Below are 26,401 nucleotides of genomic sequence, written 5' to 3' on the forward strand. Positions count from 1 at the left end.
ATGAGCTGGGATAGCGCGAAGGTACCGGCCGATCGATTGAAGGACATAAAGGCCGCGCTATTTCAATAAGATATTCCTTATTAGCTGGCGGCCATTCTATAAGGTACAGCTTATTACTCGACGAGATTCCAATAAGCCATATCTTATATATTTATCAACTCATTATATGCTATATCTTATCGTATGAAAGACGCCATCCGCCATCTCGACAGCCGCTTTGCCACACTCCGGGCGCTCTCGCACGCCCAGCGCCCTCCCAAGGGCTGGATTCGCGCGATCCGCGACGCACTCGGCATGACCACCGCCCAATATGCCAAGAGGCTGGGGGTTTCGCAGCCACGCATCGTGGAACTTGAAAAATCCGAGCAAGGCGGCAGTGTAACCCTCAATACGCTTCAACGCGCGGCCGAGGCCCTCGGCTGCAGGCTGGTCTATGTGCTTGTACCCGAGCGCCCCCTCGCAGAAGTTGTAACCAAGCGAGCTGCCGAGATCGCCGAGCGGCAATCACGAGCCATCGAACAAACGATGCGGCTTGAGGACCAGGCCGTGGAGGACAATCAGGCTGCCCGCGCACTTCGGGAGCAAGCCATCGAGGATTTATTGAAACGCCCCGCGCGTCTCTGGGATGATGAATGACTGATACTGATCTGCACGCCGCCGACGATCACGCGACACCGCTGACGCCCGAGGAGCGCGAAGATCTTATCCCAACGCACATTACTTTGCGTAGCGAGTTGAACGAACTCGAGCAGCAGAACATCGCGACGGCAAACCGTTGGGCATTCGGCCGCCGGAAAGTTGCGACGCGAGAAAGTTTTCTCAAGAGCCTGCACCGGCGCATGTTCGAACGTGTCTGGCGCTGGGCTGGAAAATTCCGAACGACGGAGCGCAATCTCGGCGTTGCGTCGCATTTGATCGAAGTTTCACTGCATCAGGTACTCGACGACGCAAGGTATTGGGTCGAGAACAACACGTATCCACCGGACGAGCTTGCCATTCGCTTCCATCACCGCCTCGTATCCGTACACCCGTTTCCAAACGGCAACGGCCGCTGGTCACGATTGGCTGCTGATGTGTTAGTCGTGCAGCTTGGCGGCCGGCGCTTTACATGGGGCGGCGCAGACTTGCAGACAGCCGGTACCGCGCGCACGGCCTACATTGCAGCGCTTCAGGCTGCCGATAACCATGATCTCGGGCCACTCATCGCCTTCGCACGATCGTGAACTGGTCAAATCATCACCCTGGCAAAGCCTCGGCAAAGTCCCGCATCGCAACAAAGAGCTCATAGCCGGCCTTGTGCCAGAACGATTCGAACGTGATGGTTTTCCCATCGAGGTCCGGAGTCAGAGAAATGCCGCGCCACGTGATGGGGAATTTCTCCGGCTTGTATCGCGAAAAATCGAAACGGAAATTGTGCGATACCGTGTTTCGGATGGCTCGCGCATATTCGTACCAATCTGCGTCGCGGAGCTTTTTGACCATCGCACTTCCAGGGGCCGCGCGATCAAAATCCTCGCAATAGTCGCTTAACAGCTCGAACGGGACGCGAATGAGGGCATGAAGCTGGTTAAGCACAAAGTCGGTAGTGATCGAAAACCGCGTCGTGTCTTGCTCAAGTAACATTGCAAGATCGGAGTAAGACACCCACGTGTCGAGCACCTTCATCTGTAGGCCTAGCGCTTCTTCGACAGCACTTGGCTTGTATTGCGCGCCGCCTTGGAGCCAATGGCTCGAGATGATGGCCAGCCGATAGGATCGGTCTTGCCGCACAAACTCGTCGAGAATTTCCGATTTCGTAAAGCGCATGCAACTCGGCTGACGATTGGCAGTGTATTTGTGCCTCAAAGTGTAGTGGCCTAACCTTCGAGCATGCGCTCGTCCTCGACAATCACCAGGCTAAGGGTTTCATCCTCACTGATACGCACCGTTTGCTCCCGCACCACAAACCGGGAAGCATCGGAGCGGTCAAACCAGGCATCGGCCTCAATCTTGCGTGGGGCCGAATCATCCGGACGGCGGCCGAACTGAACGCCGAAGGCAAAGCTATCCGAATCAAGGTCCTCACGTGGAAACCAGTGACGCGGCACGCAGGGTGCCCTTGCGAACCATTTACGACCACGAGGGCCATGGCAAATAACGAAGGCCGGCACGTGATCGAGGTCGATGAGGCGGATTGATGTCGCGGTCAGGCTCGTCTTGAAGATTCCGCCCAACTTGTCGACCATATCAAAGGTCAGTTTGCCGAGGCTCCGTGCTTGAGGTTGAAAGAGATATCTGGGCATTAAGAGGTCTGCGGCGTAACTATCTGCTACCTTCTCCGGCGATAGCGCATCGCGCGGCTTGTAGTCATCGACGCGACAGACAAGCGTCTTACCGCGATGAAAACGCCAATGCCCCAGCTCATGCGCGATGGAAAATCGCTTGCGACGCGGAGAACTGTCGTTCTTGATCGTGATAACGGCGGCGCCATTGCATCCAAGAATATGGGCCTCACAGCCACACAGTGCGCGATATCGGACGCGCGCCCCTACGTGGTGGGCAATGGCTTCGAGGTCGATTTCGCCCGGGTCAGTGACTCCAAGCTCCTGGAGAAGCATTTCCGCCGGCGTCACGGTGCCGTCCTCATTCGATCAGGCCGAGGTCGCGCATGGCTTCAAGCATATCGAGCACATCGGCGTCCGTGAGTTCGCTTTCTTTCCGCGCCGCCAGGGTAAATGTCTTGTCATGGGCATGTGCCGCCAAGACCTGCCGCAGCCGCGCGCGGGCCTCGGCGATGGGAATGGCGGGAGCCGAGCTCGGAACCCTACCCGCCGCCACACCGGCGCGCGCAGCATGAAGACGGTCCTTGTTGGCGAGCAGGATCGTTTTCTCGAAGGCTTCGCGCATATGTTTCGCGTTCGCTTCGGCCGAGCCAAGGTCCGCCGCAAACTGCGCCAGAACTTCCTGGTCGGACGCCTTCAGCACATCGTCGACCATGGCCTGCTTCAAACGGCGAAGGCCCGCCTTTGTATCTTCAGGATCGGACATCTTCCCTCCGTCCCGCCGCGAATTTCAGAAGGCGTCGCCGGACCAGCGTGCGTTTGCTGTCGTAGGCTGTACCCTGCAGACCTGTCAGCGCCTTGAGGTCATCGGTGCCGAAGCCGGCCACAATTCCCTCGACCAGCTCTCGGCCCTTTTCGTCGTCATCGAATAGGGCAAGCAGCTCCTTATATGACCCTTCGAATACCGCATTGTCCTCGGCCGACCAATCAGGTGATTCGGGGTCCTCGGCGCCGGCTTTGGCGGCGCCCTGCAGGATCGCCACGTGCGGCATCTGATTGCGAGCCTTCTTTCGCTCGCTGTCGGCGACGCTGCTCATCGTGTCGATTAAATGCTTCATGACGTCCACATCTACCGGGCAATTGCGCGTTCCCCGCAGGGTCCGCAGCTGTGCCTCTTGGATTAAGTCCTCAAAGTCCCAATCGGTACCCGTGGCAAAGATCCTGCCGACTTTGTGAAGACGTGCCCAGTCCGCCGTGGAGAAGCCCTTGATGGTGGCCTCGATCTCGGCGCGCGGTCGGAATGTCTTCTCGGTCTCAGCAGGCAAGCGTTCGCCCCCTCAAACGCTTATGCGGTGTCCGGACGCGGCCGCGGACACGCTCGAAAGTTATTTTTCACCCCAATGTCGGCGGGGCCCTGTCCGCCCAGCATAGGTCATTAGAGCACAATTTTGTGCCGCAACCCAAAAGGGAAATGAAATGGCCGACGTTCTTGTTACTTGTATCACCAAACCGCATCCGGACAGCCCCCATGAGCACATCACGGAGCTCGGAAATCCGCGCGAGAACTGGAAGTGGTCCCGGGAGCGGATCATCGCCAGCATCGAGGCCAAAACCAACACCTTCTACACGCGCGATCCGCGCACTGGCAAACGCGCGGACGTCGGCGTCGTGCGACCGCATGGTCGGCCCGCCTACGTGCGCACCTACGCCGACGGCGTCTGGAACGATAACCTGCTGGCAATGGATCAGTGCCCCCTCTGAGCGGCTAAGGAGTAAGAAGACCTATGAGCAAAAAGCAGCTGTTTGTGGAGCGGCGACCGCAGGGCGACTACGCCGTGCGGCGCGGCGGTTCGGAACGCGCCAGCGATGTTCTGGAGACGCAACGGGAAGCCATCGACCGGGCTCGCGAGCTCGAGCCTGGTCGTGAGCCTTTGGTTGAACGGGTGCGACATACGAGCGCCGGGCGGCCGGACCGTTGGCGCAAGCCGTAGCCGCCGCGACCGGCGGGCTGCGAACCAGGATTTCCTTCCGACTCGTCCACATGCCCCTGGGCGGCGTGTTCGCATGCCCGGTCATCATGGCGCCGGCCTTACCGCTCCATGCTGCGTGGAGCCGCTGTCACGACTTGGTAGTCCTTGGAATCAAAGGGGGCTCAGTTTGAGATTTCTGCGTTCTCAACGGTAATATCGTCAGGATCGCAGCGGGCGCTAGTTAAGGCCTTCAATTTCCTCAAATGCTCGTGGGCATCCCACGCATTGCCTGCACGCTTGCCGTTGGTCAGCACCTCACGAGGCGCGCCAGGCTCCTTATGAAACCAGACCTGTAGCCAGTATGTTTCACTGTCCAGGAGCCGGATTCGAGCTTCCAGCCTTGGAAACGTAAGTTCTGGATCGTCATAATCGTTTTTTGGCATGCCCGGTCTCTTAGTTTGGAATTCAGGTTCTTAAGCCCCGATGAGCCATCGCCGCTATGACCTCTTTATTGATGTCCATGCGCTTGGACATTTGCTTCTCGCTCAATGAGCGCTTGCGCTTGGTATCTTGAAGGAACTCGTATTCCCACTGATTGATCAGGCGGTTCTTAAGACCGAGAACGATTACTGCCCAGGCCGGTTCGGTAGATTATCTGCTGCAAAATCCGCATTAGGTGCAGGCGGAAAATCCGCGTCGTGGCAATTGCCTATATAAGAGATATACCGCCCCTTGTAGCCTATGGCCGTCAAGAGAAACCGGACAACGACCTCTCTCACGACGGTGACATGCGTCCAGAGATCCGCGTCCGCTTCCTTGCCGTTATCGTAGTATTGCCCGCGATGAACAACTCTGTCGCGGGCATTCTTGGCAGCTCGAAGACGCCCTTCAAGACCTTCGAGAGGAACGCCCCAGCGCGTCGCGAGTAAATCGAGTTTGGCCAGAAGCGACCGGCGGTTCAGGTCGGCCAGCTTTTCATTCAATTCCCTCAGGGCGCCGTCTGCATCCCCTACGGACTGCTTTGCGAGACATTTTCTGATTACCGCCCTCAAGGCACTGCGGGTTTTATCAAACTCCCGTGGGCGCTGGATGAGGGACTCTGCATCAATGGCATTCGCATCGATAAGAATTTCAAGAGCCGTCATCGCCGCGACCAACCGCACCTCGTTGTAGGTCGCATTCATGCCAAACCATTCGATTGCAAAGAACAGCTTGTTCACAGCGATGGGCGGATCAAAGAACGATCGGATCGCAGCATCGAACATGTCCTGCTGCGCAAGGAAATGCACAATGCGGAATCCCGATCGCTCCTGCCGGGTCTGCGACCACATCGTGACCTCCACGTCGATACCGTCAGCGAATTCAGAGATGGGAGAGCGAAGGAGGGACGAAGCAGCCAGCGACATGATCCTGCGGATATGTTCAAGCAGCTTCTCGGCCTCGGCGCGCCATGCGGCAACGTTCTCGGGCGCAGCAACCGCCTGGACCATCACAAATCCGGTGACGGCGTTCTGGTCCTCGACCGAATGTTCGCCCGACATGGCGACCCGGCCGAGAGCGCATTCTCCATGCAGCGAGCCAAAATTCTCAAAGCCCTTCAAACGCACCCGAAGGACCGGCACCTCGGCGGGCTTGGACAGCGTGTAACGCAGTTGTCCCTTCCCGCACCGTGCTTTCGGTCGCATCACCGTTCCGGACGCATCCGATGTCTGTCCGAGCGCCGTCAGATGGAGGTAATCGGTCTCGAACCACGCCCCGTCCTCTGCCAGACCCTTGAACGAGAAGTAGCGTAATTTATCGCCCTTCTTATACCAGCTCAGCAGAATGAACTTTGTCTCGTTCGAGAGCTTGATTGGATCGAACTCGAATTCCACCTCGCCGGAAGAATCAATCCCGATACGGATAGCGAGCGGCAGCGTGTCTGCGCCGATTGCGAGATGGCCTGAGAAGGATTTCGCCTCGGCAAGTTTCGGACGCGGTTCTAAGGACATGGTTGCGCAAACAGGGGGCCGGTCGGAGGATTATTCAGGCGCCATGCGCTGAAGGTCAGGGCCAAGCTGGATGTCGTAGGCCGAAGCCAGATTTCCGATCTGCAACCCCACGGACTTGCGCAAGGTCTTAAGGGCGTCCCTGAACCGCAGCCATTTCGGGTCGTTGCCATCGCACCGCAATGTCGTGAGATCGCTTTCCTCAACCTGATCGAAGAAGACGTGGATGGTCCTGGTGAGCGCGAGGAGGATTTGATCCATTCCCGTTCCATCCGGAATCCCGCCACGCATATCGACGAGTTGCCGCCGCAAATCGTCGAGCGAGGTCCTGACACGCGCCGGAAATTCGGCATCGAACCTCGCCCAAAATACGCGCCGGTCTTCAAGCAGCGCAATGACACGCCGCGCGAGCGCCGGCTCTTGCCGCCGGGTCTGAATCAACTCAAGGCTTCGGGCATACCCCTTGGTGCCGATCTCCGCGATCATGGCTTCGTGGTTGCGTTTCCACTGCCGCAATGTATCTGCGCTGTGGGGAGCGGTATCCTTATCGACGATGTCGCCACAAACCCGGCAGAGCCATAATCCATTGGCGATTGACTGACGCTCAGCCGGCGTCTGGCTCGGGTTAAAACGCGGTCCGTGCGGGGCCGCCGCGTGGATGTGGGCCGCGTGGCCAGTGGAAAGACTCTTGTGCTCGTCGGAGTGCGGCCCAGCCGTCAGCTTCAGGCACTCAGGATTCGAGCAAAAATGGGCCGCCCGAACCGCGAGCGTCTGCTTCGTCTTGGCAGTAAATTCGTCACGTGCTGGCATGGCGCGACAGGTCTGATGGTTGGGTCGGAATCGACCGTATCTAGTGTGACGGGGCTGAAAGCTCGTTGCAACTGGCCAGCCCCTCTACCTAAGGAGTATAAACAGCGTCGTGACCATCTGCCAGGACGGCGCGTCGTTGAAGCCCGCTCGCTTCCTCCTCTTTTTCTATTTATTGAACTCGCGCAGCTCCGCGCCCGGACCCGCGGATTAAGGCTCTAAACATTGAGCCTCGACCGCACCGCACCAGCAACAGCGCGAACGAAACGCCACGAACGTGATCAAACCCCGAACAAGAATGCAGCGAAATCAACAAGGCCGATCGATAGTCTGCCGCTCATAACGGTCTGGTTAGAGGCTCGAGTCCTGCCGCGCGCGGAAACGACGGCCTTGGGCCTTGATTGATGGAACGGAAGGCGTCGTCTACAGTTCAGCGCTATGAAACAGATCCCGGTCAATTCGACCCAGGAGCTTCGTCAGGTCCTGGCCGCATTCGATGGAAACGCACTCTTCCGCGGGCAGAATGGGCATTACGTAAAGGATGGACACGCCTCGGTCGTGACATCTTTCGACCGCCACGGCTGCATTCCTAGTGAAATGCCTAAATGGCTCCGCTACACGGGCAATGTCCTCGATGTCTATATCGGGGAGGTCGGGAAGTCGGCCGATTTCACCCAGGCGCTGTTGCAGCACTACGGCTGGCGCTCCTTCTACGTCGATTGCTCGGCCACCGCTGCCGTGGCGGCATGGTTTGCCGGTCACAAATATGAGGAGAAAAGTGCGATCGAGCTATGTGAGGATTACGAGGAACGGCCCGTCATGCTGATCAAGCGGATGGCACAGTATGGCTATGAGGACGGTGAGGGGCATCTCTACGTCTTCGACAAAGCCGTCGCGCAGCAATGCGTCGGCCTGATCGACCTGGCCGCTCTTAAAATTGACGGGGCGCGCCCCCGGACGGCAGCGCAGGATGCCTGGCTGCTTGGACCGCTCTCGAACAAGGTCGTGCCGCCGGAATGCTTCGCCGCGCATATCACGGGCAGTCGTTCAGTGTTTCGCGATTATGCGGCCGAAGAAGGCATTGTCGACACCGATAGGTTATTTCCATCCTCGAAGGAAGACCCGCTTCTGCACGCGCTGCTTGGCCTGCCGTGGAAGAAGGTCAAGGAGCCGCATGAAACGATTAATATCCCGATCTTTCGGCGTGCTCTCGACGTGCAAGAATATCATGATAGCTTCGTCAAGATCGCTGCACGCCGGACGGCGTTCTATCAGGGTGCCAGCGTTACCGATTACGGCAGCATCGATGGCGGCAAATACGGCGGCATCGCCATTCGTGTTCCCGAGATTACGCTATTCGGAGTGGCGCGGGAAGCGCCATTGCGTTTTCCCAAGGTCACCGCGCTGCTTGCCGAACACCGCGCGGTCGCGTTTGAAATCGACGAACTTATTCAACACGCCAATCTGGGTGGCGCGCAGCTCTATCAGAAGGGCATTGTCGTAACAGCGCATGAGCCTGACCTCGTAGACCTGTGCGAACTGGCTGTAGAGCATCCAGGCCTGGACCTGACACGGGCTGGAATGATTCCTGGCTGGTACTACCGGATTGGTCCCGACGGCTTATGGACGCGCGAGGTTCACCCAGAGCAGTGTGATTGCGGCAACAACGATGTCCATAGGCGCCATATTTCCGCATTGCATATTATTGAGCGTTATCTCGCTGCTCCGGAGACATTTGGCTGAGATACTGTGGCATCCAGATCTTCCCTGCACGGGCGATGGAGCGATTCGATGAGGGGCACGAGCCGCGCTCAGAACTGCAATCAGTGAGCTGAAACCATGTGACATGCTTGAATGGGGCAACCAATTGGCCACAGTCGGGCTAAGAGACGGATGATTTTGTGCAGACGGTAAATTCAGCGGCCGATCGGGTTTTTCGCTCCTATGCGCGACATTGCCTTGAACCGGATGAAGACACGCTTTTCGGATATCTCGACGCACTTCACAGCTTTAACGACAAGTTGCGAAAGGCCGGAAAAGGAGACCTGTTCGGCTCCGCCGATTTCATGGCGCTGAAAGCACTTCGCAATCTATTTCACCACGAAATGGAATTATTGCATGAGATAAAAATCATTCCCGCGGAGAGGTTACCGCTCATCGTGATCGATCTCGGTATCGTATGCCTCGTTGATCGCTCCGTCGTGGAGCGCGCAATACAACGGGAAAAGCCGGAACAGCGCGACGCCATCAGGGGAGCGTTCAAATGGTATGGCACCGTCGTCAATATTCAGCCATGTGTTTTCAATGGATCGGTCGACGTATTCGAGGCGGTTCAATCAGCCGACTTAACGCCGCAATCCGAGGCTTATCAGGAGTTTGAATCAAGCTATCGCGATGAGGAGTGGAACGGGCACGCCCATCGCGTTACAGGAGAGATTTCATGCGCCGCGGGCTCGGTGGAAACCGTCTTACAGGAAGTCTTCCGGCAAAAGCCGATTGGGGCGGAAAACTGAAGCAAGGTCTGCGCGAATCTCCTCTGAGGGCAATTACCCAAATGTTGGTTTGGCCGCCCCCTAAGTCGCACGTCCATTAGTTCGACATGTTGGTGTCAAGGAGCGCCAGAAGTGAGCGCACCACTACTAGTCGCCGACGTCCGATCGTTGTCGTGACGATACACCCAGCTCTATCAGCTCGTAAAGCTTCGTGCGTCCCAAGCCGGTTACTTCGCATACATCGTCAATCGTGCAGGTGAGCCGCTGCGCGAATGGCGTCGAACTCGGTTCTGCGGCTTTCGGAGCGGATAGACTGACTTGTGACTGTTGTCCGCCAGTTCTCTCTCGTCGATTGTACCTCACGTGGCCCTCCTATTCGCACAAAGCTCGACGGGACAAGAGTCGATAGTGCGACGAGCAACGTCAATGCGAACACCCGAGAGCGCTCGCGTACGAGAGCGCACGTTAGCGGCGGTTTGAATGTTTCCGGACACCAGGGCGACGAGGAAATTTTTTTGCGAATGCGCCAGCCACAGTGAGGCATCGCGCAGAAGCTGATGTACCAATATCGGGGACAAATTCCGCAGACGTTCGCCGCTATTCACCAGGTCTTATTCAACCATTATTCAACGAACGCGGCTGATGGCTAGCTAAGTGGCTGAGTTTGCTGGCGCTCCCTAGGGGAATCGACCCCTGTTTCAGCCTTGAGAGGACCGACACAATCGTTTCGGCGGTCATTGAGTAGGGTCCTATAGTATCGGCAATGCAGGCGTGACCGCACCAGTTTCGCACCAGAAAGGACCCTCACTGAGACGCAGCAAACGCCATCCAACGCAGATCAAACCGCGGGAAAATCAGCGAAACTGGCCGGTTGTCTGCCGCTCATAACGGTCTGGTTGCTGGTTGAAGGCGTGCCGCACCCATCTGGAAGCGTTCGCCCTTGAGATGGGCTTCTTTTCTGCTCAGCCTTCGAGGATATCTGGTCAACCGCTAATTGCGGTTGCCCAGCTGAAGTCGTAGTGAGCGCTCAACAACTTCATTGCGACAACGGCGACGAGAACGCAGATGATTTGCAACAGCGTTCTGGTTGAGAACACTCTATTGAGGAGCGTCATGATGCCGCCTCTAGCGCTGGTGACCGAGCCGGATTCCAAGCTTGAGCGCCTTTTGGCGGAGTGATCCCTCGGAGCGCTTCGTGAGCTTCGCGATATTTGCAACGGGCGTCTTTGCTTTCGAATGTGCGCGCAGTTCTTTCACGTCAGCTTTTGTGTATTCACGACGCACAGTTTTCTTCTTTGTAGCCGTCTTCTTTGCGTTCTTCGCCACTTTTAACTCCTCGATTCGAGAGTGGGCGTACTAGCACAGCCGCATTGAGGCGCAACTCTCGATCAGTTGACTCTATATCCTGGTCCGGGCGCGCTGTACGCAAGTGGGCCAGCTCACAGTTGGGCTCACGCAATCTATGATATAGACTGGCTTTTAGCGCACTTTGGGGGATGGTGTGAATGCCGAAGAATATTGTGATCTTTTCCGACGGCACAGGTCAGGCCGGCGGCATCAATTTCGACGAAGCGCGGACGAACGTTTACAAGGTCTACCGCGCCAGCCGCGTCGGCCCCGACACGAAGGTCGAACCATCCGAACAGGTCGCCTTCTACGATGCCGGTCTCGGTTCTGCGTCTGATGGCGGTCATTTTAAGATTGGCTGGATGCGATGGCTGTACAATCTCGCCAGCATGGCGACGGGCCTCGGGATCACTCGGAACATCGTCGATTGCTACGCCGCGATCATCGCCCTGTATGAGGACGGCGATCGGATCTTCCTGATCGGTTTCAGCCGGGGCGCCTACACGGTCCGATCGGTTGCAGGGGTCATGACCTATTGCGGCGTCCCTCGCCATATGCCCGATGGCTCGCCCTTGCGCCGCGACCGAAAGAGCATCCACAAGCTGGCCGAGCATGCGGTCAAGGATGTCTATCAATTCTGTCCATCTTACTCGCGCAAGATTCTTGGATACCGGCGGTTCCTGCTGGAGACTCGAGATGCAATCGCCGCACAATTTAGACAGCAGTACGGCAGTACAACCACCGTCAACGGCGCCGAGCACGCGAACGTCTTTCCCTACTTCATCGGCGTGTTCGATACGGTCGCCGCCCTTGGCCACAAATATCTGGGCGCAGCGCTCGTGACCTCCGGCATTGCGCTACTGATGGAGTTGCATTGGCTCGGAGGCTTCCTTCAGCCAGTCTTTCCATGGGCCGGATGGGTGGCCTGGATGCTGAGCTACCTCGGCATCGCCACAGCGCTGATCGCTTTTCTCATGAACTATCTGAAGATCGCGCCATCCTTGCCCAACTATGGATTCTGGAAGCGCCTCCAGACCGTGCATTTCGCTCCGCCGAAGCACAAATTCTACGACACGACACTCAATCCCAACGTGGGCTACGCCAAACATGCGATCTCGATCGACGAGAACCGCGCCGATTTCAAGCGCGTCACCTGGTCGCCCACGGCCGAGAAGCAGGACCAACGAGATGCGCACGGCAATCTTTTCTTCGAACAGGTCTGGTTTCCGGGCGTGCACGCCGATGTCGGCGGCGGCTATCTCGAGAATGAGGCTCGGCTCTCAGACGTTGCGCTGAACTGGCTGCTCGCCGGAGCTTCGCTCATTCCGGACGGCCTGAAACACGACGGCAGTGTGCTACGGCTGTCGCCCAATCCCGCGGGTCCCCAGCACAATGAGCAGGCGGGAGGCTTCCTCAAGGCCGGAGTTCGTGACCTGCCGATCGATCCCGAAACGGAAGAATTGAGATCACCGATGCACAAATCGGTCTATCGGCGTTTCGAGGCGGCGTCCGTTCTTCTCTACGATCGCATGGCGGCCTACCGCCCGGACAACATGAGGGTCCACGTCGACTTCAAGCACTATTTCGATGGAAGCGCGGGTCAGCTGCCCCAATGCGTGGCCGATGACATTGAACAGAAGTGGGAGAATGCAGGCTATGTCGGGCGGCTCTGACCCGGATACAAACATTGACGAAGCGTTTCTGTCGGGCAGCCTTCGAGACGGCCTTCGGCCTCAGCGGAGACGAGGGGGCGGACATCACAATGCCGAGAGTGGACTCGCCACCTAGCCGCCAAAAACACCGTTTGAAAAACCGTTTTAGTTCGGCTCTCTCAAACGGTTTCTCTCGCTAAAGTCTTGATTTATATGGTGGGCGCACCAGGGCTCGAACCTGGGACCCGCTGATTAAGAGTTCAGAAACATCGCGATCTACGTTGGACGGGAGATGTTGCTCTGATCATTCGCTTCCATGAACTCCGCTTGGTTTGGCTCACTACTTCGAAGCCGGCCCGCGTACGCGAGCTTAGGAAGCGTTCGCCCGCGCCCGTTCTCGTGCTTCACGACGCCGCTCGCGACGTTCGCGCCGTCGCCTAGCGCGCTCCGCCAATTGTGGAAGCGGAGGTATAGGCGCATCGCTGCTCTCCGGCGCCACCTTCTCTCTTGGTGGCTCGACGGCGGAGCGCGCTTCCATAAACTCCAGCACTGTCCGTCCCTTGTCGGTGATTTTCCAGCCGCCGTTTTCGCGCTCGACGAGACCTTGCGAAAAGATGTCGAGGTCAGGTACACGCGCGGCCAGACGCTTTGTGCGATCGGCCCAGTCCCGGCCGCTGGTCGCCAGGATCGCCATGTCGCGCTTGAGATCCGCCATCGCAGCAAATCCATCCGGATAGCTCACCAGGATCTTAAGCACCGTGACCTGGAAATTCACCCCCGCCTCCGGTCATCGCCACATCGTCGGCGCCTGCGAGAGAGCGTGACGCCCGATCTGCTTGAGGTGATCCGGAGAGATGTCCCCTTTGGTCGCGGCTTCCAGAATTTTCGAGGCCACATGGGTACGAGCGCCGGTTTCGCTCCGCGAAACGCTTTCGCAGACCTCATCTAGGACGGCGCGCAATAGCGCGGTGGTCGCGGGATCGAACATGAGAACCCCCATAAGAAAACTTACTGCACCGCAACAGCGGCAGCATCAAATTTGAGCGTGTTGAAAATCGGTAGAACTCTACACCCCTGATGGGACTTGGCAATACCGACGAGAATGGCCGATGAACCAGAGGAACTATGAAGGCGACAGGTGGTGTGTGTCTCCTCCTGGTGCCTTGTCCGTCCAAGGTTTGCGAGCTGCGCCAGTGGCCACGTCCCGGCTTACCGGGCGGACTGTCTCCGCCGCGTCAGGTTCCGCTCCACTGGCCTCGTTGCCGAGTCTTCGCACATCTGCGGTACCCGCCGTCTCCAATTAATCCGCATCGTCCTCTGCTGGGTCACGTCCTTTGCAAAGGCCTTCCGCTCTCTCGTGCCCGAGGCATGTAAGTCCGAGGTGTCCTTTTCAGGCGCTGCACTACGCTCCTGTGCGATCCGATCGTCCTCGCAATTTCAATCCTGCTGGTGATCATCATGATGGCCAAGACGAGCAAAGAGAATTTCAGCAGCTCACGCATATGCAAATGACACGTCCTACCATCATTCCAGCGGGTTCTTGGCCGCGCCGTATGTCTGCTGGAACCGCAGCAGCGTATTGCGGAGAATCGACCGTGGAAGCCTTTCTCAAACGAGTCGGTAAGGAGTATCCTCGACCACGTGTGAAAGAAGGAAGGCGTCAGCTGTGGTTGAAGGACGATCTGGACCGGGCTATCGCGCCGGACATAATGCCGGGCGACCTCGCAGAGGATTTGTGACCTTGGAGCGGCCGCTTCCACGTTTTGTGGAGGTGCGTCGGCTTGCCCGGGGTTCAATCGCGTTCTATTTCCGGATCCCCACCTATTATCGCAGTCTCGGCTGCAAGATGGCGAATGAGCCACTTGGGACGAGCTACGAAGCCGCATGCGGTCAAGAGGGAAAGGGCGGACGCGCTGCCACGCTCAATGCCCTCTTTGATGAATGGAACAGTCACCGGAGGGGGGAGCCTGGTGAACAGGGAAAGATCGCGCGCTATGGCACGATCGATTGGCTATTCCGGCAATACAAGACGGAGAAGGCTTATACCGAGAAGGTCTCACCTCGGTCCCGCCCCGATTACGAACGGATCATGCAAATGATCTGCGACACGGTCGACAAGAACGGACGGCGGATTGGTGAACGGCAGATCATGGAGGTTACGCCACGAGCTGCCGATAAGATCTACGACAAAATCATCAACGGGCCGAACGGCATCAGGCTGCGGCAGGGAGAAAAGGTCGTCGGCCTCTGCCGAAAGGCGTGGCGGATCATGCGTCGTCTACACCCGGAGTTGTTCGACAAGAAGCATCCGAACCCCTGGGACGATTTCACCCTCAAGAGCCGCACCAAGAACAAGAAGCATGCGGTCACGCGCGAAGAGGTCTATAAATTCGCATGGGGCTGCATCAAGGAAGGCCGGCCTGAACCCGCGGCCGTCGCGGTGATCTGTTTTGAATGGCTGCAGCGACCGGAGAACGTGGTGGCGGGCTTTTTGACTTGGCCTGACTATCGCAGCAAGAACTGGCCACACGCAGTGCGGATCGAGCACCACAAGAACAAGGTGCTGGTCTGGCATCCGCTCGAAGAAACTCTCGATGGAGAGACCGTCAAATTCTATGCCGAAGCCGAGGACGTTTTGAGTCATCTGCCAAAGCTTGGCGTCCCGATGATCATGCGTCGAATCCAGAGAGGCGAACGCAAGGGCGATGCGAAAGTGTGGTCCTATCCAGGAATGGAGAAGGTAGTGCAGCAGATGCGCAAGAAGATCGATGGCGTGTCAAAGCTGTTCACGCTTGATGCCTGTCGACACGGCGGCATGACCGAACTCGAGGAAGCGGAGCTGACGGACGGCCAGGGCCGTGCGCTCTCGGGCCACAAGACCGCACAGGCCTATCGCGGCTATGCCAAGGAAACAATGATGCGAGCGTTGGCTGCGACCCGTAAGCGGCATGCACATCTCTTGGCACAGAAGGAGCTCGATCAGCAGAATGCTGATGGAGCAGCATCACCTCGAGACGAAGCGCAGACTTCCCCAATTTCGAAGACTGGCGTTCGATCTCAAGGATAGACTTCGCGCTCCGTTGAACGCTGCACAGGGCAGCGGCGTTTTGCAATTGTTGATCGCGCACGCGACGTCGACGGCTGCGGTGGGAAGCTTCCAACGCTCAGACGCCGTTCAGCCGCTCAATTCGTATTTCGATAAGTTGAGCGACGTTCAACGCGCGATGACTTTCATCTGCCGTCGATTAAAAACGAAACCAGCACAGAATTTCCAAATGCGAGGCAAACGGAATTTCCAAATGCGCGAGAAATTCTGCTTTGGGCAAGGCCGTTTTCACAACAGAATCAGCGCGTTGTCTCTGGCTGGGGCGGGAGGGATCGAACCTCCGAATGGCGGAATCAAAATCCGCTGCCTTACCGCTTGGCTACGCCCCAACAGGTGACTGACGGAACGGCGGAAGATCGGGCTACCGCGGATTTCCCTCAGGTGCTGTCGGTCTATAGGGAGCGGCGCGGCATTTCAACCGCCTGGAGGGGCAAAATACCACACGGGCCGACGCCCCTCCCCTCTTCACTCTATATTATAGGCGCGGCGATGGCCCTGCGGCCGACCGGCGCCGGCCCGCCTCCCGGCCATTGAGACCGCCCCCGTTTCATGGGAATACGGCGCCAATATTTTGTCCACGGGAGTGAGCCATGACCTACCGCGCGCCGATCTCTGACATGCTGCTGTCGCTCAACCACGGCGCGGGCCTCAAGGCCGCCGTGGCGGCCGGCCATTACGGCGATTTCGACGCCGACATTGCCGCGGCCGTGCTGGAGGAAGCCGGCAAGTTCGCATCCGACGTGCTGGCGCCGCTCAACAAGGTTGGCGACGAACACGGCATCAAGCTGAGCGAGGGCAAGGTCACGACCGCGCCGGGCTGGCCGGACGCCTACAAGCGCTGGACCGAGGGCGGCTGGAACGCCGTCTCCGGCCCGGAAGGTTTTGGCGGCCAGGGCCTGCCCCTCGCGATCAACGCCGCCTGCACCGAGATCTGGAGCGCCGCCAACCTCGCCTTCGGCCTCTGCCCGCTGCTGACGGCCTCCGCGATCGAGGCGCTGGAGGCGCATGGTAGCGACGAGCTGAAAAAGATCTATCTCGAGAAGCTCGTCTCCGGCGAGTGGACCGGCACGATGCAACTCACTGAGGCGCAGGCCGGCTCTGATGTCGGCGCGCTGCGCACCCGCGCCGAGCGGCAGGCCGACGGCACCTATCGCATCAAGGGGACGAAGATCTTCATCACCTATGGCGAGCACGACATGACCGACAACATCGTGCATTTCGTGCTGGCGCGCCTGCCTGACGCGCCCGCCGGCACCAAGGGGATCTCGCTGTTCCTCGTGCCGAAATTCATGGTCAATGCCGACGGCTCGCTGGGGCAGCGCAACGACATCTATGCGAGCGGCGTCGAGCACAAGCTCGGCATGCATGCTTCCCCGACCTGCACCATGACCATGGGCGATCATGGCGGCGCCATCGGCTTCGTGATCGGCGAAGAGAACCAGGGCATGCGCTGCATGTTCACGATGATGAACCAGGCCCGCCTCGGCGTCGGCCTCGAGGGCGTCGGCGTCGCCGATCGCGCCTTTCAGCAGGCTCTGTCCTACGCCCAAGAGCGCAAGCAGGGCCGCGCGGTCGGCAAGAAAGGCGACGGCTCGGATGCGATCTTCGTCCATCCCGACGTCAAGCGCATGCTGATGCGGATGCGGGCGCAGACCGCGGCGGCGCGCACCATCTGCTATGCGACCGCGGTCGCGATCGACGTATCGACCCGCGCCAAGGACGCGAAGGTGCGTGCCGATGCGGCCGCACGCGCGGCGCTGCTGACGCCGATCGCGAAGGGCTATTCCACCGACATCGGCAACGAGGTCGCCTATCTCGGCGTGCAGGTGCATGGCGGCATGGGTTTCATCGAGGAGACCGGCGCTGCGCAGCACTATCGCGATGCCCGCATCACCGCGATCTACGAAGGCACCAACGGCATCCAGGCGATCGACCTCGTCACGCGCAAGCTCGCGGCCAATGGCGGCGCCTCGGTGTGGGCGTTGCTCGACGAGCTCTCGGCCACCGTCAGCCAAGTCGAGGCCTCCAACGATCCCACCTTCGGCACCACCGCCACCAAGCTGCGCGAGGCGCTGGAAGCGCTGACGCGCACCAGCAAATGGCTGCTGGAGCGCGGTACGTCCGCGCCGAACGAGGCGCTGGCCGGCGCGACGCCCTATCTGCAGCAGTTCGGCGCCACGCTCGGCGGCTGCATGCTGGCCTCTGAGGCGCTCGCCGCCAAGGCCGACGGCACCACGGACGCCGCGCGCTACGTCTCGCTCGCCCGCTTCTTCGCCGAGAACATCACGGTGCAGGCGCCTTCGCTCGAGCGCACCGTGACGGAGAGCGCGGAATCGGTCGCGGCGGCGGATGCGGCGCTGCTGGGGTAAGATCTGCCTGCCTGCCTGCCTGCCCGTCATCGCTACCGCGCCTTCATCCTCCGCTGTCATTCCCCGCGAATGCGGGGAATCCAGTACGCCGCGGCTTCTCGATAAACGACTGACGCCACTGGGTACTGGATCGCCCGATCAAGTCGGGCGATGACACCGAATGTGTGGGACGAGCGTACCACACACGAGGGATTGCGCCGCGCTCCAGGCTACGAAGCTGCAACCTCAGCCCTTCCCCCCGGCCGCCACAGCACGATTGCGGCCGCGACGAGATCGAGCACCACACACAGCGCGAACGCCGTCGTGTAGTTGCCGGTGAAGCTCCGCACCAGGCCGACGATGCCGGGGCCGAAGGCGCTGACGATGCCGCTGATCGAGGTGCCGAGCCCCATCGCGGCCGCGAAGGCGGCAGCGCCGATCTCGCGCTGGATGATCAGCGGCGGGAACGTGATCATGTTGCCGATCGAGAAGCCGTAGACGGCGCAGCAGGCCAGCAGCACGGTCGGACTCGTGCTTTGGAGCAGCACGAAGAGAGCCGCGGCCTGGCTCGTCATCGACGCCGCGCAGGCGAGCCGCGGATCGAGCCGGTCGACGAACAGGCCGAGCGACAGGCGGCCGACCACCGCCATCGCCGCCATGAGAGTGACGGCGAGGCCCGCGCTGGCGCGCCCGATCAGCGGCTCGAGGAACGTCACCTGATGGATGATAAAGCCCATCTGCGCCAGCAGCGCGATCGCGATCGGCAGCACCATGGTCCAGAACGCCGCGTTGGCGAGCAGCGCCTTGCGCGACTGGCTGGGTGCGACCGCATCGCCACTGGACGGACGTCCGGCCGATGCCGGCGAGGTCCCGGCGGGCCAAGCGATGAACGTCACGACGACCGGCAGCACCAGCAGCACCATTGCAAACGTGACCACCAGCATCGCGAAACGGAAGCCGATGCTGCCGGTCAGCGACAGCAGCAGCGGGACGAGGACGATGCCGCCGCATGTCGCACCATTGAAGGCGAGGCTGAGCGCGAGCCCGCGGCGCCGCTCGAACCAGGAGTTCAGCACGGTCGCGATCACCACGGTGCCCATACCGGTCCAGCCGACCGACATCAGCGCATAGGCGAGATAGAGCTGCCAGGGCGTCTGCATCAGCGCCAGCAGCACGGTCGACGCGCCCAGCGCCGACAGGCCGCACAGGATCAGCCTGCGCAGCCCGATGCGGGCGAGCAGATCGTCGGTGAAGATGACGAGGACGGAGGTCAGGAGGAACGAGAAGGTGCTGGCCGCGGAGACCAGCGTGCCCGGCCAGCCATGGGCGCGCTGCAGCTCGGCGAGATAGACGCCTTGGCCGTAGAGGCCGAAGCCGAACATGAAGAAGGCCATCAGGAAGCAGGCCAGCACCACACGCCAGCCGCGGTAGTGCAGCGAGGATTCGTCGACACCAGTTTTGGCAATCATCAATCGAGCAATCGGTCAAAGCAAACGGTGCAAGGTACGATCGTGCCCCACAACCAGCGGTTATTCAATTGAAACATTGTAGCCATTTGTTGCAACGCGCAATAGCGAGATCCCACCGATGCTGCGGGCGCCATGTACCTGCGTCACAAGATCGGCATCGAAAAGCTTGAGCCAGCGCATTGGCACGCCTGCAAGATGATGTAGGCTGACGTTTCGTGAGTCATGCCAAAGGCAAGCGCCGCGGCGACCGCAGGGGGCTCTCATGCCGAATGGCAATATCGTCGTCACCGAAGAGCTTGGAACGCGCGTGATCACCCTGCGTCGTCCAAGCAAGAAGAACGCGATCACGCAGGACATGTACCGGGAGATGAGTCACGCAATCGACACCGCGCAGAACAACTCCGACATTCGCTGCATGATCATCACCGGCGGCTCCGGTGTGTTCACCGCCGGCGACGACATCGAGGATTTCCTGAAGGCCGACGCCTCGCACCCCGAGATGCTGTCGAATGGCGCCAAGTTTCTCTATTCGCTCGCCCTCAATGCCAAGCCGATCATCGCGGCCGTGGACGGCGCCTCGATCGGCATGGGCACCGTGATGCTGTTCCACTGCGACTATGTGCTCGCCTCGAACGCTGCGACCTTCTCCGCACCCTATATCCATCTCGGGCTCGTACCAGTCGGCGCGGCCAGCCTGCTGATGCCGAACACGATGGGCTACCAGTGCGCCTTCGCGATGCTGGTGATGGGGCGGACTTTTTCCGCCGCGGAGGCGCACGCCGCAGGCTTCGTCAACACCGTGGTCTCGCCGGGACACACCGAGGTCGAGGCGCGCAAGGTGGCGCGCGAGATCTGCCGCTTGCCGGCCGAGGCGGTCGCGACCTCGCGCCGACTGCTGCGCGCTCCGCCCGAGGAGCTCACCCGCCGCATCGACCAGGAAGGCCATCTGTTCGGCGAGCGGCTGCAGTCCGACGAAGCGGTGGCGGCGTTCAATGCGTTTGCGAACCGGAAGAAGCGGTAGGGAGCGCTCTGCTGCCACCCTCCCCTGGAGGGGGAGGGTCGCTCGCGCGAAGCGCGGGCGGGGTGGGGTGGGCCGCACAAAGACTCCCGCCCGTATGCGCGAGAATTTCTGGCACCTTCTGCCAGGATGGTCTGTCACCCCGCCCCGGTTCGCATTTCATGCGAACCGACCCGCCCCCTCAAGGGGCGGGTGGGAGTGCGCGGCAGTCGCCGCATGCAACAGAAGGTTTCGTGAAATCTTCGCGCCGAACGTCTAATCTGGTTCCATGCGACATCTTCTCCGCCTGACCGCCTTCGCGCTCGCCCTTACCTTTGCCCTCCCCGCCTCGGCCCAGACCGCCGCGCCGGTCGATCTGCGCATTCTTGCGATCAACGATTTCCACGGCAATCTGCGCCCGCCGCCGGGCGGCATTCGCATCGGAGATCCCGAGGATAGAGCCAAGAAGGTGATGGTGGCGGCCGGTGGCGCCGAATACATGGCGACGCTGGTGAAGCAGCTGCGCGAAGGACACAGGAACACGATCTTCGTCGCCGCCGGCGACCTGATCGGCGCGAGCCCGTTCCTGTCGGCGATGTTTCACGACGAGCCTTCGATCGAGTCGCTGTCGATGATGGGTCTTGCGATCACCTCGGTCGGCAATCACGAATTCGACGAGGGCAAGACCGAGCTCTTGCGGATGCAGAACGGCGGCTGCCATCCGGTCGACGGCTGCCAGGGGCCGCATCCCTTCACGGGCGCCAAATTCCATTACCTCGCAGCCTCCACAATCGAGACCGCGACCGGCAAAAGCGTGCTGCCGCCGTTTGAGATCAGGGAGTTCGACGGCATCTCCGTCGGCTTCATCGGACTGACGTTGAAAGGCACCGCCGGCATCGTCTCGCCCGCCGGCATCGCCGGTCTCGAATTCCGCGACGAAGCCGAGACGGTGAATGCGCTCGTGCCGCAATTGAAGGCGCGCGGGGTGGAAGCGATCGTGGTGCTGATCCACGAAGGCGGCGAGCCTGCCGGCGACTACAACGAATGTCCCGGCATCTCGGGCCCGATCGTCGACATCGTCAAGAAGTTCGACCGCGCCGTCGACGTCGTCGTCAGCGGTCACACCCATCGCGCCTATGTCTGCGATATCGATGGACGGCTCGTCACCAGCGGCGACAAATTCGGCACGCTGGTCACCGCGATCGACCTCAAGCTCGATCCCGCAAGCCGCGACATCGTCAGCGCCAGGGCCGAGAACGTCATCGTCGCCAATGCCTCGCTGGCCAAGGATGCCGAGCAGACCGCATTGATCGAAGCCTACGACAAGCTGTCGGCGCCGATCGCCAACCGGCCGGCCGGATCGGTGACGCAGACGCTGTCGCGCATTCCGAACGAGGCCGGCGAAAGCGCGCTCGGCGACGTCATTGCGGATGCGCAATTGCTTGCAACCCGCGATGCCAAGGACGGCGGCGCCGTCATCGCGCTCACCAATCCCGGCGGCATCCGCACCGACATCGTTCCGAAGGAGAACGGCGCGATAACGTTTGGCGACGTCTTCGCCAGCCAGCCGTTCCGCAACCGCCTCGTCACCATGACGCTCACAGGCCGCCAGCTCAAGGACTTGCTGGAACAACAATGGCTCGACCCGAAGCGGCCGCGGATCCTGCAGGTGTCGAACGGATTCAGCTATGCCTGGGACGCGGCGAAACCATTCGGCGAGCGCGTAATGCCGGAGAAGATGACGCTCAGCGGCAGGCCGATCGAAGCTGGAAGCGGCTACCGCGTCACCCTCAATGATTACCTCGCCGTCGGCGGCGACGGCTTTACCGTCGCCAAACAGGGCTCGGCGCCGCAATATGGCGGCTACGACGCCGACGCGCTGTTCGCGTTCTTCCGGGCGCATGGGCCGATCGGTCCGCTACCGCCCACCCGCATCCTGCGGGTGAATTGATCCGGATCAAACGGGCCGGCGCGGGACGACCCTTTGCCATTGCCGTCCAAACGCCTAGATTGGGTTTTGCATTGCGTTTTGGCGCCGGATGCGCCAAGCGACGTCAAGAGCCGTTTTCTGTGAGGCCGACCTGATGAGCACGCTCCTTCTCTCCCACAAGGCCTGCCTCGACCACGTCACGCCGCCGGGACATCCTGAGAGGCCGGATCGTCTGCGCGCGGTGGAGGAAGCGCTGTCGCACGAGCGTTTCCAGTTTCTGGCGCGCGACCAGGCGCCGGAGGGCGATCTCGATCTCGTCACGCTGTGCCACAACGAGCACTACGTCACCGAGCTGCGCCACATCGCGCCGACCAGCGGCCAAGTCTATCTCGATGGCGACACCTCGATGTCGCCGGGCACCTGGGAAGCGGTGATGCGCGGCGTCGGCGGCGCGGTCGCGGCCACCGAAGCGGTGATGGCGGGCGAGCATCGCAACGCCTTCGTCGCGGTGCGCCCGCCCGGACATCACGCCGAGATCGGCAAGCCGATGGGCTTCTGCTTCTTCGACAATGTCGCAATCGCGGCGCGCCATGCGCAGCGCAAATACGGCATCAAACGCGCGGCCATCGTCGATTTCGACGTGCATCACGGCAACGGCACGCAGGACATCTTCTGGTCGGACCCGACCGTGATGTACTGCTCGACGCACCAGATGCCGCTGTTTCCGGGCACCGGCGCCAAGAGCGAGCGCGGCGACCACGACACCATCGTCAATGCGCCGCTCGCGTCCGAGGACGGCGGGCCGGAATTCCGCAACGCGTTCGAGAATCTGATCCTGCCGCAGCTGGAAAAATTCAGCCCCGAGCTCCTCATCATCTCCGCCGGTTTCGACGCGCATTATCGCGACCCGCTGGCCTCGCTGAACCTGCGCGCCGAGGACTATGCCTGGGTGACGCGCAAGCTGATGGACCTCGCCGACAAGAGCGCAGGGGGCCGCATTGTTTCGGTGCTCGAGGGCGGCTATGACCTGCAAGGGCTGAAAGAATCTGTTACGGCGCATGTCGGCGCCCTGATGGGCGCGTGACGAACCCGCCACATTAAGCCCGCAAAATTCTGCTTTTGCTCATGTGAAGCGAATCGGGCAATCGGAAACGGATATGGCCGAAAATACCCAAATCGACGTCTCCAGGCTCACCTTCGAGCGCGCGATCGAGGAACTCGAAACGATCGTGAAGCGGCTCGAAGACGGCAAGGTGCCGCTCGAGGAATCCGTGACGATCTATGAGCGCGGCGAGGCCCTGAAGCGCCGCTGCGAGGACCTGCTGCGCCAGGCCGAGGCCCGCGTCGACAAGATCACCACCGACGCCAGCGGCCAGGCCACCGGCACCGCACCGCTCGACGTCCAGTAAGCCAAGTTCCCCCCCCTTCGGTTTCTGACCGCGCTTGTCCCTTTAACAGGGCACACAGGGAGCGCTGCCAGCTGCATTTTTCATGATCGCACGGCGCCGTCCCATGAAGCGTGACGGTTCCATGGGTGGGGAGCTGGTCGGGGTCGTTCCGGATTGAGGCCTTCCGAGGGACGAAAAAGATCTGATTCTGGCAAAAAAGTCCGCCAAGAAACCGGACGAGCCCGGAACCCCCCGTCACGGGCCGCAGTTAACCAAGCCGGCCCGCCGGTTGCACCTGCATACCCCCAATCGGCCCGGCGGGTTGGCTTTGGCCCAAGCTTTGGTGTAAAGCTGCGCGGAGTGTGGCTTTTTGTAAGCCTTGCGTGGGCAACGATTACCGACGACAAGCGCTTCAAACTGCTGATGAAATTGGCTGGGACGGGCGAAGCCGATCTAAGTGACAGGGATCACAGAGACTGAACCGGAGCGCACTTAAGCTTACCTAAGCTTGAAGACGGGGCCTGGCCCCATGCAGGTGGCTCCGACGGTTTGAGGACTCGCGCTGCGCCGATATTGAGCAAACCCATCGCGCACCGGAACCTTCCGGCGCTGACAAATTGGAAATGGCCGTGAACGCATACAGTAAAACGCCGCTTCTCGACACCATCCGGACGCCGGAAGACCTGCGCAAGCTCAAGATCGAGCAGGTTCGCCAAGTCGCCGACGAGCTGCGGCAGGAGACCATCGATGCTGTCTCGGTGACCGGCGGTCACTTCGGCGCGGGTCTCGGCGTGGTCGAGCTCACCACCGCGATCCATTACGTCTTCGACACGCCGCGCGACCGGCTGATCTGGGACGTCGGCCATCAGGCCTATCCGCACAAGATCCTCACCGGCCGGCGCGACCGCATCCGCACGCTGCGCACCGGCGGCGGCCTGTCCGGCTTCACCAAGCGCAGCGAGAGTGACTACGATCCGTTCGGCGCCGCGCATTCCTCGACCTCGATCTCGGCCGGCCTCGGCATGGCCGTGGCGCGCGACCTCTCCGGCGGCAAGAACAACGTTATCGCCGTGATCGGTGACGGCGCGATGTCGGCGGGCATGGCCTACGAGGCCATGAACAATGCGGGAGCGATGAACTCGCGCCTGATCGTGATCCTCAACGACAACGACATGTCGATCGCGCCGCCGGTCGGCGCCATGAGCGCCTATCTGTCGCGGCTCTACTCCGGCAAGACCTATCGCACGCTGCGCGATGCGGCCAAGCAGATCAACAAGCGCCTGCCCAAGATCCTCGCCAACCGCGCCAACCGCGTCGAAGAATACTCCCGCGGCTTCATGATGGATGGCGGCACGCTGTTCGAGGAGCTCGGCTTCTACTATGTCGGCCCGATCGACGGCCACAATCTCGACCACCTCCTGCCCGTGCTGAAGAACGTGCGCGACATGGAGGAAGGCCCGATCCTGGTCCACGTCGTGACCCAGAAGGGCAAGGGCTACGGCCCGGCGGAAGCGTCCGCCGACAAGTATCATGCGGTGGTCAAGTTCGATGTCGCCACCGGCACCCAGGCCAAGGCCAAGCCGAACGCGCCGGCCTACCAGAACGTGTTCGGCCAGAGCCTCGTCAAGGAAGCGCAGAAGGACGACAAGATCGTCGCTATCACCGCGGCCATGCCGTCGGGCACCGGCGTCGACATCTTCAACAAGGCGTTCCCCGACCGCACCTTCGACGTCGGCATCGCCGAGCAGCACGCGGTGACCTTCGCCGCCGGTCTTGCGACCGAAGGCTACAAGCCGTTCTGCGCGATCTACTCGACCTTCCTGCAGCGCGGCTATGACCAGATCGTGCATGACGTCGCGATCCAGAACCTGCCCGTCCGCTTCGCCATCGACCGCGCCGGCCTGGTCGGCGCCGACGGCGCGACCCATGCGGGCTCGTTCGACAACGCCTATCTCGGCTGCCTGCCGAACATGGTGATCATGGCGGCGGCGGATGAAGCCGAGCTCGTGCACATGGTGGCGACCCAGGTCGCGATCGACGACCGTCCGAGTTCGCTGCGCTATCCGCGCGGCGAAGGCCGCGGCATCGACATGCCCGAGGTTGGCATTCCGCTCGAAATCGGCAAGGGCCGCATGATCCGCCAGGGCAGCAAGATCGCCCTGCTCTCCTTCGGCACGCGCCTCGCCGAATGCGAGAAGGCGGCCGACGAGCTCGCAGCCCACGGCCTGTCGACCTCGATTGCGGACGCGCGCTTCATGAAGCCGCTCGACACCGAGCTGGTGCTCAAGCTCGCCCGCGACCACGAGATCCTGATCACGATCGAGGAAGGCTCGGTCGGCGGGTTCGGCTCGCATGTCGCGCAGTTCCTGACCGATCAGGGCGTGCTGGACAGCGGCATGGTCAAGTTCCGCTCAATGGTGCTGCCCGACGTGTTCCAGGATCACGACACGCCCGCCGCGATGTACGCCCGCGCCGGTCTCGACGCCAAGGGCATCGTCGCCAAGGTGTTTGAAGCGCTCGGCAAGGACGTCAAGGCCGAGACGGTCAAGCTGGCTTGATGGGTTTCACCTCTCCCGCGCGCGGGAGAGGTCGGATCGCGAAAGCGATCCGGGTGAGGGCTTTCTCCTCTTGGGGGTTCTCGATTGC

Annotated in this window: 25 protein-coding genes and 1 tRNA gene; 14 read left to right on the forward strand and 12 right to left on the reverse strand. The window is 60.7% G+C overall.

Features of this window, described 5'->3' with window-relative positions; all coding sequences use genetic code 11:
- Positions 1-183 precede the first annotated feature (183 nt).
- Both ACR9YP_RS35165 and ACR9YP_RS35170 read left to right on the forward strand, forming a co-directional pair.
- The gene (locus ACR9YP_RS35165) at positions 184-636 is read left to right on the forward strand and encodes a mobile mystery protein A (RefSeq protein WP_474218111.1); all 453 of its coding nucleotides are present in this window, start codon (positions 184-186) and stop codon (positions 634-636) included.
- Positions 633-1,223, forward strand: coding sequence for a mobile mystery protein B (locus ACR9YP_RS35170; RefSeq protein ID WP_474218112.1), 591 nt, complete (start codon positions 633-635; stop codon positions 1,221-1,223). The genes ACR9YP_RS35165 and ACR9YP_RS35170 overlap by 4 nt, the downstream gene beginning before the upstream one ends.
- 13 nt (positions 1,224-1,236) lie before the next feature.
- Here the strand turns inward: ACR9YP_RS35170 and ACR9YP_RS35175 are convergent, their stop codons facing one another.
- Genes ACR9YP_RS35175 through ACR9YP_RS35190 form a run of 4 tightly spaced genes read right to left on the reverse strand, consistent with a single transcriptional unit; the run spans position 1,237 to position 3,586 of the window.
- On the reverse strand, positions 1,237-1,806 hold the full coding sequence (locus ACR9YP_RS35175) for a hypothetical protein (RefSeq protein ID WP_474218114.1): 570 nt from the start codon (positions 1,804-1,806) through the stop codon (positions 1,237-1,239).
- Between the two features lie 50 nt (positions 1,807-1,856).
- Positions 1,857-2,612, reverse strand: coding sequence for an ImmA/IrrE family metallo-endopeptidase (locus ACR9YP_RS35180; protein ID WP_474218115.1), 756 nt, complete (start codon positions 2,610-2,612; stop codon positions 1,857-1,859).
- A 10-nt stretch (positions 2,613-2,622) separates the two neighbouring features.
- Complete coding sequence (locus tag ACR9YP_RS35185; protein WP_474218116.1) at positions 2,623-3,027, reverse strand: hypothetical protein; 405 nt, start codon at positions 3,025-3,027, stop codon at positions 2,623-2,625.
- Positions 3,014-3,586 (reverse strand): hypothetical protein, encoded by a 573-nt coding sequence (locus ACR9YP_RS35190; RefSeq protein ID WP_474218117.1) that lies wholly within the window; start codon positions 3,584-3,586, stop codon positions 3,014-3,016. The genes ACR9YP_RS35185 and ACR9YP_RS35190 overlap by 14 nt, the downstream gene beginning before the upstream one ends.
- Before the next feature lie 151 nt (positions 3,587-3,737).
- Here ACR9YP_RS35190 and ACR9YP_RS35195 point away from each other — a divergent pair, with 151 nt between their 5' ends.
- Both ACR9YP_RS35195 and ACR9YP_RS35200 read left to right on the forward strand, forming a co-directional pair.
- Positions 3,738-4,022 (forward strand): DUF3892 domain-containing protein, encoded by a 285-nt coding sequence (locus ACR9YP_RS35195; RefSeq protein ID WP_474218118.1) that lies wholly within the window; start codon positions 3,738-3,740, stop codon positions 4,020-4,022.
- 23 nt (positions 4,023-4,045) lie between these two features.
- Positions 4,046-4,252: a DUF2188 domain-containing protein gene (locus tag ACR9YP_RS35200; RefSeq protein ID WP_474218119.1), complete on the forward strand. Its 207-nt coding sequence runs from the start codon at positions 4,046-4,048 to the stop codon at positions 4,250-4,252.
- Positions 4,253-4,413: 161 nt separating this feature from the next.
- On the opposite strand, the gene ACR9YP_RS35205 is transcribed toward ACR9YP_RS35200, so the two are convergent.
- From ACR9YP_RS35205 to ACR9YP_RS35215, 3 genes are all read right to left on the reverse strand, one after another.
- Positions 4,414-4,674, reverse strand: a complete 261-nt coding sequence (locus ACR9YP_RS35205) for a hypothetical protein (RefSeq protein WP_474218120.1) — start codon at positions 4,672-4,674, stop codon at positions 4,414-4,416.
- Positions 4,675-4,857: 183 nt separating this feature from the next.
- Entirely contained in the window at positions 4,858-6,222 is a 1,365-nt protein-coding gene (locus tag ACR9YP_RS35210; RefSeq protein ID WP_474218122.1) for a hypothetical protein, read from the reverse strand.
- A gap of 30 nt (positions 6,223-6,252) precedes the next feature.
- On the reverse strand, positions 6,253-7,029 hold the full coding sequence (locus ACR9YP_RS35215; RefSeq protein WP_474218124.1) for a hypothetical protein: 777 nt from the start codon (positions 7,027-7,029) through the stop codon (positions 6,253-6,255).
- A 435-nt stretch (positions 7,030-7,464) separates the two neighbouring features.
- Between ACR9YP_RS35215 and ACR9YP_RS35220 the strand changes: the two genes are divergently transcribed.
- Together ACR9YP_RS35220 and ACR9YP_RS35225 are read left to right on the forward strand one after the other, a co-directional pair.
- Entirely contained in the window at positions 7,465-8,769 is a 1,305-nt protein-coding gene (locus tag ACR9YP_RS35220; protein ID WP_474218126.1) for a hypothetical protein, read from the forward strand.
- 158 nt (positions 8,770-8,927) lie between these two features.
- A complete protein-coding gene (locus ACR9YP_RS35225) occupies positions 8,928-9,539 on the forward strand; it encodes a hypothetical protein (protein ID WP_474218128.1) in 612 nt (203 codons plus the stop codon).
- A 1,104-nt stretch (positions 9,540-10,643) separates the two neighbouring features.
- Here ACR9YP_RS35225 and ACR9YP_RS35230 read toward each other — a convergent pair.
- Positions 10,644-10,844, reverse strand: coding sequence for a hypothetical protein (locus tag ACR9YP_RS35230; RefSeq protein WP_474218130.1), 201 nt, complete (start codon positions 10,842-10,844; stop codon positions 10,644-10,646).
- Between the two features lie 179 nt (positions 10,845-11,023).
- On the opposite strand from ACR9YP_RS35230, the gene ACR9YP_RS35235 reads away from it, so the two are divergent.
- Positions 11,024-12,538 carry a DUF2235 domain-containing protein gene (locus ACR9YP_RS35235; RefSeq protein WP_474218132.1) on the forward strand — a complete coding sequence of 505 codons (1,515 nt, stop codon included), beginning with the start codon at positions 11,024-11,026 and terminating at the stop codon, positions 12,536-12,538.
- Between the two features lie 349 nt (positions 12,539-12,887).
- Here the strand turns inward: ACR9YP_RS35235 and ACR9YP_RS35240 are convergent, their stop codons facing one another.
- Both ACR9YP_RS35240 and ACR9YP_RS35245 read right to left on the reverse strand, forming a co-directional pair.
- A complete protein-coding gene (locus ACR9YP_RS35240; RefSeq protein ID WP_474218134.1) occupies positions 12,888-13,292 on the reverse strand; it encodes a hypothetical protein in 405 nt (134 codons plus the stop codon).
- Between the two features lie 12 nt (positions 13,293-13,304).
- Complete coding sequence (locus tag ACR9YP_RS35245; protein ID WP_141340072.1) at positions 13,305-13,505, reverse strand: hypothetical protein; 201 nt, start codon at positions 13,503-13,505, stop codon at positions 13,305-13,307.
- 753 nt (positions 13,506-14,258) lie between these two features.
- On the opposite strand from ACR9YP_RS35245, the gene ACR9YP_RS35250 reads away from it, so the two are divergent.
- Positions 14,259-15,584: a hypothetical protein gene (locus ACR9YP_RS35250; RefSeq protein ID WP_474218137.1), complete on the forward strand. Its 1,326-nt coding sequence runs from the start codon at positions 14,259-14,261 to the stop codon at positions 15,582-15,584.
- Positions 15,585-15,877: 293 nt separating this feature from the next.
- Here ACR9YP_RS35250 and ACR9YP_RS35255 read toward each other — a convergent pair.
- Positions 15,878-15,952 (reverse strand) — tRNA-Gln (locus ACR9YP_RS35255).
- Positions 15,953-16,213: 261 nt separating this feature from the next.
- On the opposite strand from ACR9YP_RS35255, the gene ACR9YP_RS35260 reads away from it, so the two are divergent.
- Complete coding sequence (locus ACR9YP_RS35260; RefSeq protein ID WP_438111719.1) at positions 16,214-17,992, forward strand: acyl-CoA dehydrogenase family protein; 1,779 nt, start codon at positions 16,214-16,216, stop codon at positions 17,990-17,992.
- Between the two features lie 209 nt (positions 17,993-18,201).
- Here the strand turns inward: ACR9YP_RS35260 and ACR9YP_RS35265 are convergent, their stop codons facing one another.
- The gene (locus tag ACR9YP_RS35265; protein WP_474218139.1) at positions 18,202-19,440 is read right to left on the reverse strand and encodes an MFS transporter; all 1,239 of its coding nucleotides are present in this window, start codon (positions 19,438-19,440) and stop codon (positions 18,202-18,204) included.
- A gap of 262 nt (positions 19,441-19,702) precedes the next feature.
- Between ACR9YP_RS35265 and ACR9YP_RS35270 the strand changes: the two genes are divergently transcribed.
- The 5 genes from ACR9YP_RS35270 (at position 19,703) to dxs (ending at position 26,313) form a co-directional block, all read left to right on the forward strand.
- Entirely contained in the window at positions 19,703-20,461 is a 759-nt protein-coding gene (locus tag ACR9YP_RS35270; RefSeq protein WP_474218141.1) for an enoyl-CoA hydratase-related protein, read from the forward strand.
- A 265-nt stretch (positions 20,462-20,726) separates the two neighbouring features.
- Positions 20,727-22,388: a bifunctional metallophosphatase/5'-nucleotidase gene (locus ACR9YP_RS35275; RefSeq protein WP_438111716.1), complete on the forward strand. Its 1,662-nt coding sequence runs from the start codon at positions 20,727-20,729 to the stop codon at positions 22,386-22,388.
- Between the two features lie 133 nt (positions 22,389-22,521).
- Positions 22,522-23,451, forward strand: a complete 930-nt coding sequence (locus ACR9YP_RS35280) for a histone deacetylase family protein (protein WP_474218143.1) — start codon at positions 22,522-22,524, stop codon at positions 23,449-23,451.
- Between the two features lie 73 nt (positions 23,452-23,524).
- Positions 23,525-23,776 (forward strand): exodeoxyribonuclease VII small subunit, encoded by a 252-nt coding sequence (locus tag ACR9YP_RS35285; RefSeq protein WP_008551229.1) that lies wholly within the window; start codon positions 23,525-23,527, stop codon positions 23,774-23,776.
- A 608-nt stretch (positions 23,777-24,384) separates the two neighbouring features.
- Positions 24,385-26,313, forward strand: coding sequence for a 1-deoxy-D-xylulose-5-phosphate synthase (dxs, locus tag ACR9YP_RS35290; RefSeq protein WP_130220925.1), 1,929 nt, complete (start codon positions 24,385-24,387; stop codon positions 26,311-26,313).
- The last annotated feature ends 88 nt before the right edge of the window (positions 26,314-26,401 follow it).

It is taken from the genome of Bradyrhizobium sp. BR14999 (genome assembly GCF_056106085.1).

Bases quoted from the DNA above. Each gene is read 5' to 3' on its own strand.
- ACR9YP_RS35285 (WP_008551229.1), top strand. From the start codon at position 23,525: ATGGCCGAAAATACCCAAATCGACGTCTCCAGGCTCACCTTCGAGCGC.
- ACR9YP_RS35260 (WP_438111719.1), top strand. From the start codon at position 16,214: ATGACCTACCGCGCGCCGATCTCTGACATGCTGCTGTCGCTCAACCAC.
- ACR9YP_RS35165 (WP_474218111.1), top strand. From the start codon at position 184: ATGAAAGACGCCATCCGCCATCTCGACAGCCGCTTTGCCACACTCCGG.
- ACR9YP_RS35245 (WP_141340072.1), bottom strand. From the start codon at position 13,505: ATGTTCGATCCCGCGACCACCGCGCTATTGCGCGCCGTCCTAGATGAG.
- ACR9YP_RS35270 (WP_474218141.1), top strand. From the start codon at position 19,703: ATGCCGAATGGCAATATCGTCGTCACCGAAGAGCTTGGAACGCGCGTG.
- ACR9YP_RS35200 (WP_474218119.1), top strand. From the start codon at position 4,046: ATGAGCAAAAAGCAGCTGTTTGTGGAGCGGCGACCGCAGGGCGACTAC.
- ACR9YP_RS35235 (WP_474218132.1), top strand. From the start codon at position 11,024: ATGCCGAAGAATATTGTGATCTTTTCCGACGGCACAGGTCAGGCCGGC.
- ACR9YP_RS35170 (WP_474218112.1), top strand. From the start codon at position 633: ATGACTGATACTGATCTGCACGCCGCCGACGATCACGCGACACCGCTG.
- ACR9YP_RS35215 (WP_474218124.1), bottom strand. From the start codon at position 7,029: ATGCCAGCACGTGACGAATTTACTGCCAAGACGAAGCAGACGCTCGCG.
- ACR9YP_RS35210 (WP_474218122.1), bottom strand. From the start codon at position 6,222: ATGTCCTTAGAACCGCGTCCGAAACTTGCCGAGGCGAAATCCTTCTCA.
- ACR9YP_RS35280 (WP_474218143.1), top strand. From the start codon at position 22,522: ATGAGCACGCTCCTTCTCTCCCACAAGGCCTGCCTCGACCACGTCACG.
- ACR9YP_RS35175 (WP_474218114.1), bottom strand. From the start codon at position 1,806: ATGCGCTTTACGAAATCGGAAATTCTCGACGAGTTTGTGCGGCAAGAC.
- ACR9YP_RS35265 (WP_474218139.1), bottom strand. From the start codon at position 19,440: ATGATTGCCAAAACTGGTGTCGACGAATCCTCGCTGCACTACCGCGGC.
- ACR9YP_RS35205 (WP_474218120.1), bottom strand. From the start codon at position 4,674: ATGCCAAAAAACGATTATGACGATCCAGAACTTACGTTTCCAAGGCTG.
- ACR9YP_RS35275 (WP_438111716.1), top strand. From the start codon at position 20,727: ATGCGACATCTTCTCCGCCTGACCGCCTTCGCGCTCGCCCTTACCTTT.
- ACR9YP_RS35195 (WP_474218118.1), top strand. From the start codon at position 3,738: ATGGCCGACGTTCTTGTTACTTGTATCACCAAACCGCATCCGGACAGC.
- ACR9YP_RS35220 (WP_474218126.1), top strand. From the start codon at position 7,465: ATGAAACAGATCCCGGTCAATTCGACCCAGGAGCTTCGTCAGGTCCTG.
- ACR9YP_RS35185 (WP_474218116.1), bottom strand. From the start codon at position 3,027: ATGTCCGATCCTGAAGATACAAAGGCGGGCCTTCGCCGTTTGAAGCAG.